Below are 13,274 nucleotides of genomic sequence, written 5' to 3'. Positions count from 1 at the left end.
ATTTGATACTTAAATCTAAATGTAAGTTAAAAATTATTAATAACTTTTTATTTGCCTCAAAAATAAAATATAATGACTAGTATCACAAAAATCTTATGGTTTAATTAGCATATAAATCTGCAAATCAATTAATTAATATTTTTCTGACAAATTTAAACTAATCTTCAATTAAGGTGATTCCGTCCGACTCCATCTTAATTTTTCTATCCTTATACAAAGTTCCTAAGCCTTTCTTGAACGTTTTTTTACTCATCTGAAAAACATCCCTTATTTTTTCAGGTGCAGATTTATCGTGCAGCGCTAAAAACCCACCATTTTCTTTTAGAACTTCAAAAATCTTTGCTGCAGCTGGCTCCAATACCTTAGTCCCTAAGGGTTGAAGGGAAATATCTAATTTATTATCATTTCGAATTGTTTTAATACAACCGGGTATTACATCACCAATATTAATTGGTTTAAAGACTTCATTGAAATACACTAGGCCCTTATGTCGTTCGTTAACGATTACTTCCCAGCCCAAATCGGTCTGTCTGGTTACCACCAAATCTACTTGCTCCCATACTTTAAGGTCGACACTATCATTACTTAAAAATTTATCCAACTTATTGGATGCCACTAATCTACTTGACCGTTCGTCTAAATAGCAATGAACTACATACCATTGCCCTTCCTTCATTTTAACGCGCTGCTCTCTAAAAGGAACTAAAAGATGCTTTTCAAGACCCCATTCCATAAAGGCACCAAACTCATTAACTTCTGCAACCTGAAGCAATCTGAACTCCCCTAACATTATATCTGGCTCTAATGTTGTAGCCACTGGTCTTTCATCATAATCCAAGTAACAGAATACCTTTATGTTCTCACCAATTTCATAATTGGTAGGAACATATTTATTTGGCAACAAAACGTCGTTACCTTCTTCGTCGCCCAAAAATAGTCCGACACTGGTATCCCTTAAGATTTCTAGATTATTTATACGTCCTAATTCTATCATACTACAAAATTACATTTTAAAATCTAGAAACCTAGCCGTAAAAAAAAAGACCGTCACCAAAATGGTAACGGTCTATAGTTTCAAATCAGCGCTGTGCTATTTATAAATAGATGCTTTTTTAAAATGCTTACAAAGCATGTAATAAATAACTGCTCTGTGCTTATTTTTATTAGAGGAACCATACTTGTCCATAACACCTTTAATTGCATCATCTAATTCAGAACCATCATTAAGACCTAATTTCTTAATCAAATAGTTATTCTTAACAGTATCCAATTCCTTTTGATCACCACCAGATACCTTAGAAGCATCTAAATTGTAAATTGAAGGTCCTAAGCCTACAGTTACTTTTTTAAGTAAATCCATATCTGCACTCTCACCAAATTTATCTTTGATGTCCGCAGCATACTTTTCAATTAAATCGTCTCTTTTACTCATGTTTAGTGTGTTATAATTAATGGTTATAATACCTCTAAGATATAAAACGAAAATAATCAATCAAAATTTTATCGTTGATTAATGCCGGTGTAAAAACTTCTAATAATTTAGGTCGCCCCGAATCATCAAAAAAGCTATTCAATTGATCTTGAAGTGTATCTGAAGAATTTGTAGTATGATAGTCAAACCCAAACATGCTACAAAGGTGTTCAGCATTTAACTCGTGACGCGTTTCAAAATAGGTTTCAAAATCATCAGAATTCTCTTTACCAGGAAGGATTCTAAAAATACCTCCTCCTTTATTATTTACAACTATAATTCTAAAATTCGTGTTGATATAATTGTTCCATAAAGCGTTGCTGTCATAGAAAAAGCTTAAGTCACCAGTAATTAACAACGTTGGTGTTTCACTTATTATTGATGCTCCAATAGCTGTCGATGTACTACCATCTATACCACTCGTTCCTCTATTACAAAACACCTTTAATGTCGGGTTCAATTCGAATAATTGGGTGTATCTAATCGTAGAACTATTGGCAAGTTGCAAAAGATAATCATTCGGTATCCCTTTTAAAACTTCATTAAAAACCAAAAAATCTGAAAAAGGAATTTTCTCCAAATATGCTATCTTTTTTAACGTATAATTCCTCTTTACCTGATTCCAATAATCAAAATAATTACTTTTAATAGATTTTGTATCCGCATACATTTCTCTAAAAAAATACGCGACGGGTATTTTAATATGTTCTTCTAAACAAAAAAATGTATCGTTGGCTTCATGACTGCCAATATGCCAATGATGCTCTGGTGAAAAATTACGCAAAAAAGCTTTTATCTTTTTTGACACAATCAGTCCGCCAAAAGTCACCAAAACTTCAGGCTGTAATGCTTTAAACTGAATCTCAGGGTTTTCACTCATTTCAATAGGAGTAATAATCGAATCTATACTATTGAAGAAATTAGAATGATATAAGTTTGACGTTGTTTCGGTAAGCACCAACACACTTGGATCATTCGCAAGATTTTTAAGTGTTATTTCATCAATGCTATTTGGTGCATTTACACCTATTAATACCATCTTCTTAGTCGCTTGGCTCCAGATATCTTTTTGAAGCTGCAAAGTAGTATCACCGTCTTCTTGCGTAGAAACCGGACTACTATGTGAGGCTATACTAGGCTCTAAAATAGTTTCATATAAAGGTTCTTCAAACGGTACATTAATATGCACAGGGCATTGAGCTGTTAAAGCTAAATTAAATGCCCTATTTAATTCGGAATCATTATACTCTTGAACTTCATTTTGAACCTCATCGATATTCCTATCATTTATCCATTCTTGACGATATTGCAGAATTTTATCGGTTGAATGGGTTACGTCTTGCTTAAGATTAGCAGAATATCCTATTTGATTTTCATAGACATTTTTCTGATTTATTGTCTGCCCATCCCCTATTCCTATTTTATATAATGGCCTATCGGCTGAAATCACAACCAAGGGAATATTACTATAATACGCCTCGGCTACAGCCGGATAATAATTTAATAGTGCGCTACCCGAAGTACATAGTACCACAACAGGTTTTTGTAACTGTTGCGCCATGCCCAAAGCAAAAAATGCCGCACAACGCTCATCAACTATACTATAACAAGAAAAAAATGAATTCTCAGTAAACGCAATTATTAACGGAGCATTTCTAGAACCAGGTGAAATCACAATATTGGAAATATTCTTTGCCTGACAATGCTGTACGATGGCTTGAGCCGTGGGGATAAGAGAGTAATTCATGTACTTCAAAAATACGACCTAAGCAGGGTATTACCCAATAGTCTTCATGCTATTTATCATTCAACACACGAAACATGGTGTTACTTTTCAAAACCGTTTCATCCCATTCATTTTCATAATTTGAATCACTTGTAATTCCGCCACCTACATAAATTGAAACTTTATCTGCATGTACTTGCATACATCTTAGGTTAACAAAAAGTTCTGATTTGTTCACCACACTTCTATACGCACTATTTTCTTGATTTCGCCTATTCCTATTTCTTGACAATTCATTTTTAAAGTTTAATTCCCCCAAAAAACCAGTATAATAGGCACGATCATAAAATTCATTTTCACTAATGAATTTCCTCGCCTTTTCCATTGGCGTACCGCAAACTGCGGGTGTAGGATGAAGAGCCCGAAGCAAATTACCAAATTTATTGGGTGCAAACCTACCGTTCAACTTTGTTCGTAGATGCCAAAGTTGGCCTGCTTGAATAGATTCAACTTCCGATGTTGTTATTGAACTAACCTCATCCTTTAATGCTTTTATTATATAATCGGTAACCATTTGCTGTTCGTTCAATTCCTTATTGGTCCATTGAGGTTTTACAAACTCATTCGAACTTTGCGTACCCGCCAATGATATGGTCGTAAATTCTGCTCCTCTAGTATTAATCAGAATTTCTGGTGTTGCACCCATCCAGGTTCCAATTTTTGGATGATGCCATAGATAACAAAAAGCCTTTGAATATTTATTCAACATTCGTTGAAACATTTCAAAGTGATACACATTACAGTCAATCACAATTTTTCTAGATAGAACTACCTTATCAAATTCACCTTTACGTATTTCCTCAATTGCCTTGGTAACTAGCTTCATGTAACCTTCCCTATCAGTTTCATTAATAGAACTAATACCTTGATCAACTTTTAGTGAAGTATGGTTTAATTCAACCGGAGCAGTTAAGAGGTCATCTGAATGTAAAAGAATTGCATCAGCGTTTACATTGAAGGGAGCAAAAACAAATCCGGATTCCGAAAAATCATCAACAAAATGAATATCATTATTGTTTTGAAAAATGGCAGTCAATTGTGAGGCATTGGGTTTTCTATAGATAACGAAAGGCAATCCTTCATCTAAACAAGACGCGGCCCGGTCAAAAATTTCTTGTACCATCTTAGGCTTTTGGTAAAGCAATTGTTGTTAATTTACAAAGCGAAACAAGCTCCCCCGCTTCATTGGTAATCTTTATTTCCCATAACTGCGTTGTTCTTCCTTTATGAAGAATTATGGCCTTGGCAAAAACATAACCTTCTTTGACGCTTTTAACATGGTTTGCAGAAATTTCAATACCTCTCACAAAATACGTGCTGGCATCTAAAAATATGTACGATGCTGCGCTACCAACACTTTCGGCCAAAGCAACCATTGCACCACCATGGAGAACACCATCTGGCTGATGTACTTTAGGTGTTACTGGCATTTTAGCTAACAAAAAATCCTCCCCAACATCTATATAATCTATTTCTAAGGTTTCCATTAACGTATTCTTAGAAGTCTCGTTACAAATCTTTAGGATTTTTTCTTTGTAGTCGTTCATCTTTTTTTTGTAAAATTAAGCATTAGATTATCAATTGAAAAGCTAAAGAGAATTGCCTGCCTTATGAAAAACCAAATTAACAACGTCACTTACAATTCGTCTAACACCTACGAAACCTTAAATACTTTGTCTGATGAGACCAAAAATGTTTGGATAGTTTTTCACGGGATAGGTTTTTTAAGCCGTTACTTTCTTAAGTATTTTGATGAACTCCCTAAGAATGAAAATTATATCATAGCACCACAAGCACCTTCTAAATATTATTTAAACAGTAAATACAAGCATGTAGGTGCCAGCTGGTTGACTAAGGAAGATACAAAACAAGAAACAAACAATCTCTTCAATTATATCGATGCTGTATTAACTAATGAAGAAATTCCTACCTACTGTAATATCATAGTATTAGGATTTTCTCAAGGAGTTTCAATTGCTTTGCGCTATTTGGTACACACACAACTACGTTGCAACAAATTGGTACTTTATGCCGGTGGAATTCCGCATGAATTAAAAAAAGATGATTTTAAATTTTTATCAAATTTCAATACCGACATACTATCAATTATAGGAGATAAAGATGAATACCTCACTCCAGAACGCTTAATTGTAGAAAGAGAAAAAGTAGATTTATTATTTAGCGATACGATTCAGCATATTGATTTTGAAGGCGGACATGAAATGAAAAAAGAAATCATTAATAACTTAGCGAAATGAACACGTTATTCATCTTAGAAAATGCGAGAGTTGTATTAAGACCTCTAACACTTGAAAATTTCGAAGAACTAATTTCTATTGCATCCCAACATAATTTAGTTCAATATTCTCCTTCAAATATTGCTACGCCTAATACTTTAAAGGAATATGTTGAAACAGCCTTAAAACAAGTAGATGATGGCACCAGCATCTCTTTTATAATTTATGATAAGTTACAGAAAGCCTATGCCGGAAGTACTAGATATATGAACATGAACCATAAAAATAAAGTTTTACATATTGGTTCAACTTGGATTGGCCGAGAATTTCATGGCACAGGATTGAATGACCAAGTGAAACTTCTTATGTTAGATTATGCTTTTGGGGCTATGGATTTTGAAAAAGTAGAATTTCGTATTGATGAACGAAACAGTAAATCAAGAAAAGCAGTTGAAAAATTAGGATGTACCTTAGAAGGTATACTAAGAAAAGATGTGTACTTACTTAATGGTTTTAAAAGAAACACCTGTTGTTATGGGTTATTACGCGAAGAATGGCGTAATGTAACCACTAGACCCTAAATTTATTCTTTTACTTTTGGCTCGGAAACGTAATACGTTATTTTTCTAGTTTTGTAGGTATTATCAGGGGTGACAATTTGTTTGATCCAATTACCATTATCAGCTCTATCGTATTGGTATATATATTCTTTTTTAATAGTTTTCATCCCAGATATAGTCGTCTCGGAGATTAACATACTATTATCATCATACACATAGGTAGTTCTAGCCGTTGGTTCAAACTTCTCACCTTGATTGTTATACTTAAAATCTTGTTGTGCCATTAATTCCCCCTCAATACTAAATACCTCTTCAGATGCCTGATTGGCATCACCCTTTAAAAATTCTTTTGTGAGGACAGTTTTTTGAGGAGGTTTATTTTTTGGTTTTAATGTAGAAGTACGTATAGATTTTAAAGGTACCTCGTTCAGTAAATAGGTTACCGTATATTCTCCATTAATTTTTTTATGCTCTACTTGGGTGACATCCGTTCCATCATTATTCGTTCTTCGAATACTCACAATATCACCAGCTTGATCATACTCATACACATATTCATCTAAGAACTGTTTATCATAAGAAAATATTCGTTCCTGTATTTTTATATTTTCCGTAGAATCAATTTGGTAAAAGTGGGCTATAGAGGTACTTGGATCAAACGCATTATTTCTATAAGATTCTGATCGTTTCTCTGACAATTCACCTTCGCTGTACTTATAATAAACCACATCGTAGTCCATGTCATTATATCTTGTCACTGATTTAGTTAGAAAACCCTGCTTATTGAAATCATATTCTTCTTTCCCATAATCGGTACTCACCAGACAAAATTTCACGTTGCCTCTCAAATCAAAATCGGTGATGGTGAAAATTTGAATTTCTTGCCCTTGTACGCTACCTACAAAAGCTAAGAAAATAACATAAAGTGTTTGAACGTATTTTTGATTCATAAGGTAAAATTACTTTATTAATACTAAGCTCATGAAATTATAGCACAAAAGAAAAAAGGGACGGTATTAACCGTCCCTTTTCTATAACAATTTTAAGTTATATTACTTTACTTCCTCGAAATCTACGTCTTCTACATTATCACCTTCTGTAGCTGCACCATCTGCCGTAGGCTCTCCTTGAGGCGCTCCACCAGACTGTGCATCAGCTTGTGCTTTGTACATTTCTTCAGATGCTACTTTCCAAGCTTCATTGATTTTATCTAAAGCTGGAGCTATTACTGCTATATCTTTAGTTTCATAAGCAGCTTTCAATTCTGTCAAAGCATCTTGAATTGGTTGCTTCTTATCATCAGATAATTTATCACCAAATTCTTCTAACTGCGATTCAGTTTGGAAAATCATTCCGTCTGCTTCATTTAGCTTATCGGCAGTTTCCTTAGCCTTTTTGTCAGACTCTGCATTCGCTTCTGCTTCAGCCTTCATTTTTTTGATTTCCTCATCTGTTAAACCTGAAGAAGCTTCAATACGAATGTCCTGAGTCTTATTAGTAGCCTTATCTGTTGCAGATACTTTAATAATACCATTCGCATCGATATCAAAAGTAACTTCGATTTGAGGCGTTCCTCTTTTAGATGGTGGTATACCGTCTAGATGGAATCTACCTATCGACTTGTTATCGTTTGCCATTGGTCTTTCCCCTTGCAATACATGAATCTCAACCGATGGTTGATTATCTGCCGCAGTTGAAAATACCTGTGATTTTTTAGTTGGTATTGTCGTATTAGACTCAATCAATTTAGTCATTACACTACCCATGGTTTCAATACCTAAAGAAAGTGGCGTAACATCTAATAACAATACATCTTTTACATCACCTGTCAAAACACCACCTTGTATAGCGGCACCAATTGCAACTACTTCATCAGGGTTTACTCCTTTCGATGGTTTTTTACCGAAGAATTTTTCAACAGCTTCTTGTACAGCTGGTATTCTAGTTGAACCACCTACTAAGATAATCTGATCAATATCACTCTTAGAAAGTCCTGCTGCTTTCATAGCAGTTTCACAAGGTTTAATTGTTCTTTTCACCAAGTCGTCAATCAATTGCTCGAATTTCGACTTCGTTAAAGTTCTTACCAAGTGCTTAGGTCCAGAAGCTGTTGCCGTTACATATGGTAAATTAATCTCTGTCTGTGTAGAAGATGATAATTCTATTTTAGCTTTTTCTGCTGCTTCACGTAAACGTTGTAGCGCCATAGAATCTTTTCTAAGATCCATATCTTCTTCAGACTTGAACTCTTCCGCTAACCAATCAATAATTTTTTGATCTACATCATCTCCTCCCAAGTGAGTGTCACCGTCAGTAGCTAATACTTCAAAAACACCATCACCTAATTCTAATATGGAAACATCATGTGTACCACCACCAAAGTCAAAAACAACTATTTTCTGATCAATGTCTTTTTTATCCATACCATACGCCAAAGACGCAGCGGTAGGCTCGTTAATGATACGCTCTACAGTTAAACCTGCAATCTCACCAGCTTCTTTTGTCGCTTGTCTTTGAGCATCATTAAAGTAAGCAGGAACAGTAATTACTGCACGAGTTACTTCTTGACCTAAGTAATCCTCTGCTGTCTTCTTCATTTTCTGAAGAATCATAGCAGATAATTCTTGTGGTGAATATAAACGACCGTCAATATCTACTCTTGGCGTATCGTTGTCACCTTTTACTACTTTATACGGTACTCTTCCAGCTTCATTACTAGACTCTGAATACTTGTTACCCATAAACCTTTTAATCGAATAAATGGTTTTATTAGGATTGGTTACAGCCTGTCTTTTTGCTGGATCACCAACTTTAATTTCGCCTCCGTCAACAAAAGCGATGACAGATGGTGTAGTCCTTTTTCCTTCTGCATTCGGAATTACTACTGGCTCATTACCTTCCATTACTGAAACACAGGAGTTGGTAGTACCCAAATCTATTCCTATAATCTTACTCATTTTATATGTTTTAAATTAACTGCTTAATTTCACAATCGATAACTAAAGGTCAAACAATATGCCAAGCAAGAAAAACTGACATGATGTCATAATTACGAATTCTTAAATAAGAAATATGCCAGTTTAGTATGGCTAAAGATTTATGAAACATTGTACCTTAGCTTATCAAAATTATATGGTTTGGAAAGAGAAAGTATAAGTGTTTTTGATATGCTAAAAATTGGAGTAGGCCCTTCTAGTTCACATACTCTTGGCCCATGGCGAGCTTCCGAACGGTGGCTCATCCATCTCAATTCAATAAATGAGCTCCCTAATATTGAAGAAGTTCAGGTACACCTATATGGCTCCCTTTCATTGACTGGTAAAGGTCATGCCACTGACTATGCGATTATGCTGGGTTTATTTGGGGCCGACCCAGAATTCATGCCTATTGAAGATATTGATCCTTTAATAGATAAAATAAAGAAGACGAATAGTTTGTTATTGAACGGAAAACACAAAATTTCATTTAACGCTAAACAGCACATAGTTTTCAATAAAAAATTTCTGCCTTTTCATGCGAACGGCTTAAAATTTCAAGCAACACTTACTTCTGGGAAAAAAATATCAAAAACCTACTATTCAATAGGCGGAGGATTTGTTATAACTGAAGAGAGAAAAAATGCCAAACGTAAAGTTGACATGTTCAACAAGTTTCCTTTTCCCGTTCAAAAAGGAACTGAACTACTTGACTATTGCAAAACCGAAGGGTTAAAGATTTCTGAAATTATTTTACAAAACGAGCGTTCGTTGCGCAGTGATGAGGAAATAGACCATCAAATGCATAGAATATGGAATACCATGTTAGAATGCATGTATACAGGTTGTCATACGGAAGGAACATTACCTGGCGGACTAAATGTAAAAAGAAGGGCTTTCGAGATGCATCAAAATCTTAAAAGCGAGCTCCCCTACACTAACCCTGAAGAATGGTTACAAACCTTACGCCAAACCGAAGTTAAATTTAGACAGATATTAAAATGGGTAAGTTGTTTTGCGCTTAGTGTTAATGAAGTAAATGCCTCGCTTGGTCGTGTTGTCACAGCACCTACTAACGGTAGTGCAGGTGTTATACCTTCAGTATTAATGTATTACCTAATCATAGAAAACCACGCAGGTAATTTTGAGCATATAAAACAATTCTTATTGGTTGCGGGTGAGATCGGTAGTATTTTCAAAAAGGGTGCTACCATATCGGCCGCAATGGGCGGTTGCCAAGCAGAAATTGGAGTTTCATCGGCAATGGCTGCAGGAGCCCTTACTGAATTACTAGGTGGTACTCCCGAACAAGTGCTTATGGCTGCTGAAATCGCTATGGAACATCATTTAGGACTCACTTGTGATCCTATTGGTGGTTTAGTACAAATACCCTGTATAGAGCGAAATTCAATGGGGGCAATCAAAGCTATTAACGCAGCTGAACTTGCTTTGAGCTCTGACCCATCTGCAGCAAAAGTACCATTAGATAAAGTGGTACAGACCATGTGGGAAACTGCCCAAGATATGAGCTCTAAATATAAAGAGACCTCTGAAGGTGGATTGGCGGTTGGTGTATTTCTAAGTGATTGTTAAGTATAGAAAAATATCTATTTCTTTTAATGGCTTACTATCATTTTTATAGAATCAAAAATGCTGCTAATTTTAGTTTATGAAAAATCTTATTTCTGAAAGAGTTGCTGATTTTATTAAAAACTTTCCTCCATTTAATGTTCTTGACTCCAAATCTCTATATCTCTTAGCTGAGCAGGTACTTATAGTTTATAAAGAAAAGAATAGTATCATTTTTGCCGTAGACGAAAATCAGCATTCTCACTTTTATTTAGTTCATAAGGGTGCCGTATCACTTCACACTCCTTCCTCCAACAATATTATGGATTATTGTGACGAAGGTGACGTATTTGGACTTCGACCACTTTTCGCCAACGAAAATTATAAGCTCGAAGCTAGAGCACATGAGGAATGTATTCTTTATGGAATACCGATAGATGTATTTAGGCCTATTGCCAAACAGAATGAAGAAGTTTCTGTTTTTCTGATGGAAAGTTTCGCATCAAACACTCGTAATCCCTATTCAAAAAATCAAAAAGGTCAACTTTATGGACTTGATGGAGATGAGAATTCTCAAAAAGAAATTAAAATCCAGGATCTTCAGCTTGTACGTTATTCTAGAAAACTGATTTCCTGCTCCCCAAGAACTACAATTCAGAAGGCAGCAGAATTAATGACTGAAAAGCATATAGGCTCTATTCTCGCTGTTAGTAAAGGATTAGCCGTAGGGATTATTACCGATAAAGATTTACGTAGCAAAGTGATATCTGGTAAACAGCCCATAACTGCATCGGTTAAATCTATTATGACTTCGCCAGTTATTACCTACCCTAAAAAACTTACCATTACGCAGGCCCAAATGGCTATGATGAAAAGCAACATTAGCCACTTGGTCATTACGGAAGATGGCACACCCAATTCAAAAGCTTTAGGCATTTTATCCAAGCATGATGTTATGGTCTCTTTAGGAGACAATCCGGCAGTATTGGTCAAAGCTATTAAGCGTACACATAAGATAAAAAAAATAAAGCAACTCAGAAAAAGCGTAATGATGCTTTTAAATGGATATTTAGAACAAAATATCCCCTTAGGATTGGTTGCTAAAATAATCTCTGAACTCAATGATACTTGCATTAAACAGGTCGTTGAGATTTCGTTATTAAAAATGAAGAATCCACCGCCTGTTAAATTTGCCTGGCTTGCATTGGGCAGTCAAGGTAGAAGTGAACAATTGTTACATACAGATCAGGACAATGCTTTGGTATTTGAAGACGTTTCTGAAGAAAATTTACCGAAGACAACATCCTATTTTCTTGATCTCTCTAAAAAAGTAACCAAGGGGTTGAACACTATAGGGTACGAATACTGCCCAGCAGACATGATGGCCTCCAACCCAAAATGGTGCTTAAGTTTACAAGAATGGAAAAATAAATTGTCTTATTGGATTAGTAATCCCGGCCCGAACGAAGTACTTATGTCTTCTATCTTTTTCGATTATAGCCTAGCCTATGGTGAGCGCACTTTGTTGGATAACATGTCTGCTCATATTTTTAATACAGTTGAAAAATATCCGATATTTTTGGTCCATTTAGCAAATGGTGCTTTACAAAGTCCATCTCCAACAGGTTTTTTTAGACAATTTTTAGTTGAACAAGATGGCCAACATAAAGACTTCTTCGACCTTAAAAGTAGAGCCTTGAGACCCTTGATTGATGCGGCACGAGTTTTAATTTTATCACATTCTATAAAAGGAATCAGCAACACTTGGGAGCGTTATGAAAAATTGGCTGAATTAGAACCCAACAACAAAGAGCTCTACTTAGCCTGTTCTTATGCCACAAAAGCCCTATTAAAATTTAGAACAAAACATGGCCTGTTGCACCATGACTCGGGCAGGTTTATTGAACTGGAGCAATTGACCAAACAAGAAAAAATGAAACTGAAACGCACATTTAAAGCAATAAAAGAAATTCAGGAATTGATTACCCTACGTTTTAAGGTTGCTAATATTCTAAGGTAATGAGACTATTTAAAAGCAAACCCACCAACCTTCCGGTGTTTTGGAAATCGTATGAGAATTTATTCAAAGAGCCTACTTCAAAAGATTTCGACGAACTAGTTTTTGTAGTGTTAGATACTGAAACTACTGGTTTTAGTTTTGAGGAAGATCGCATACTGTCTATCGGAGCCGTTAAAATAAAACGAGAAACCATTTCCGTTCAAGAGGTCTTTGACATATACCTTGAACAAGAAAAATTTAATAAAGAAAGTGTGCCAGTACACGGACTTTTAAAGCACGGTCAACGGGCTTGCATTAGTGAGATTTTAGCATTGGAACGGTTTTTAAATTATGTTGGAAACTCAATAATAGTAGCTCACCACGCACGTTTTGATATGGGTATGTTAAATAGTGCATTATTACGAAATAGCTTACCTGAACTTAAGAATACAGTGTTGGATACCGGTATCTTGTATAGAAAAACACTTATCAAATCATACCTAGTACAACCCAAAACAAATTACACCCTTGATGAGCTGGCAGAAAAATTTTCAATCTCAAAAAAAGATAGACATACAGCACTTGGCGACGCATACATTACCGCAGTCGCCTTTTTAAAAATTATAACTCGCTTAAAAGAAAAGAAAATATTTTCACTAAAAATGTTGACCAGGTAA

At 35.2% G+C, this 13,274-nt stretch carries 12 protein-coding genes; 5 read left to right on the top strand and 7 right to left on the bottom strand.

Going from position 1 to position 13,274, the window contains the following annotated elements; genetic code table 11:
- Nucleotides 1-157: 157 nt before the first annotated feature.
- The 5 genes from ES765_RS12555 to ES765_RS12535 all read right to left on the bottom strand — a co-directional run bounded on the left by ES765_RS12555 (nucleotide 158) and on the right by ES765_RS12535 (nucleotide 4,804).
- Nucleotides 158-994, bottom strand: a complete 837-nt coding sequence (locus tag ES765_RS12555; protein WP_138114672.1) for a S1 RNA-binding domain-containing protein — start codon at nucleotides 992-994, stop codon at nucleotides 158-160.
- 96 nt (nucleotides 995-1,090) lie between these two features.
- Entirely contained in the window at nucleotides 1,091-1,432 is a 342-nt protein-coding gene (locus ES765_RS12550) for a DUF2853 family protein (RefSeq protein WP_138114671.1), read from the bottom strand.
- Nucleotides 1,433-1,466: 34 nt separating this feature from the next.
- A complete protein-coding gene (gene menD / locus ES765_RS12545) occupies nucleotides 1,467-3,218 on the bottom strand; it encodes a 2-succinyl-5-enolpyruvyl-6-hydroxy-3-cyclohexene-1-carboxylic-acid synthase (protein WP_138114670.1) in 1,752 nt (583 codons plus the stop codon).
- Nucleotides 3,219-3,267: 49 nt separating this feature from the next.
- Nucleotides 3,268-4,380, bottom strand: coding sequence for a chorismate-binding protein (locus ES765_RS12540; RefSeq protein ID WP_138114669.1), 1,113 nt, complete (start codon nucleotides 4,378-4,380; stop codon nucleotides 3,268-3,270).
- Nucleotide 4,381: 1 nt separating this feature from the next.
- The gene (locus tag ES765_RS12535) at nucleotides 4,382-4,804 is read right to left on the bottom strand and encodes a PaaI family thioesterase (protein WP_138114668.1); all 423 of its coding nucleotides are present in this window, start codon (nucleotides 4,802-4,804) and stop codon (nucleotides 4,382-4,384) included.
- A gap of 63 nt (nucleotides 4,805-4,867) precedes the next feature.
- Here ES765_RS12535 and ES765_RS12530 point away from each other — a divergent pair, with 63 nt between their 5' ends.
- Nucleotides 4,868-5,515 (top strand): alpha/beta hydrolase, encoded by a 648-nt coding sequence (locus ES765_RS12530; protein ID WP_138114667.1) that lies wholly within the window; start codon nucleotides 4,868-4,870, stop codon nucleotides 5,513-5,515.
- Nucleotides 5,512-6,075, top strand: coding sequence for a GNAT family N-acetyltransferase (locus ES765_RS12525; RefSeq protein ID WP_138114666.1), 564 nt, complete (start codon nucleotides 5,512-5,514; stop codon nucleotides 6,073-6,075). The genes ES765_RS12530 and ES765_RS12525 overlap by 4 nt, the downstream gene beginning before the upstream one ends.
- Before the next feature lie 2 nt (nucleotides 6,076-6,077).
- Here the strand turns inward: ES765_RS12525 and ES765_RS12520 are convergent, their stop codons facing one another.
- Nucleotides 6,078-7,004 carry a hypothetical protein gene (locus ES765_RS12520; RefSeq protein ID WP_138114665.1) on the bottom strand — a complete coding sequence of 309 codons (927 nt, stop codon included), beginning with the start codon at nucleotides 7,002-7,004 and terminating at the stop codon, nucleotides 6,078-6,080.
- A 102-nt stretch (nucleotides 7,005-7,106) separates the two neighbouring features.
- Nucleotides 7,107-9,011 (bottom strand): molecular chaperone DnaK, encoded by a 1,905-nt coding sequence (gene dnaK / locus ES765_RS12515; RefSeq protein ID WP_138114664.1) that lies wholly within the window; start codon nucleotides 9,009-9,011, stop codon nucleotides 7,107-7,109.
- Between the two features lie 210 nt (nucleotides 9,012-9,221).
- On the opposite strand from dnaK, the gene ES765_RS12510 reads away from it, so the two are divergent.
- The 3 genes from ES765_RS12510 to ES765_RS12500 all read left to right on the top strand — a co-directional run bounded on the left by ES765_RS12510 (nucleotide 9,222) and on the right by ES765_RS12500 (nucleotide 13,274).
- Nucleotides 9,222-10,622, top strand: coding sequence for an L-serine ammonia-lyase (locus tag ES765_RS12510; protein ID WP_171017297.1), 1,401 nt, complete (start codon nucleotides 9,222-9,224; stop codon nucleotides 10,620-10,622).
- Between the two features lie 76 nt (nucleotides 10,623-10,698).
- Nucleotides 10,699-12,618, top strand: a complete 1,920-nt coding sequence (locus tag ES765_RS12505; protein ID WP_138114662.1) for a DUF294 nucleotidyltransferase-like domain-containing protein — start codon at nucleotides 10,699-10,701, stop codon at nucleotides 12,616-12,618.
- Nucleotides 12,618-13,274, top strand: a complete 657-nt coding sequence (locus ES765_RS12500) for a PolC-type DNA polymerase III (RefSeq protein ID WP_138114661.1) — start codon at nucleotides 12,618-12,620, stop codon at nucleotides 13,272-13,274. The genes ES765_RS12505 and ES765_RS12500 overlap by 1 nt, the downstream gene beginning before the upstream one ends.

This window comes from Maribacter sp. ACAM166 (assembly GCF_005771495.1).
GTDB lineage: Bacteria > Bacteroidota > Bacteroidia > Flavobacteriales > Flavobacteriaceae > Maribacter.
Note: the sequence above shows the minus strand (reverse complement) of the source record. Positions and strands in the feature narration are given on the sequence as shown.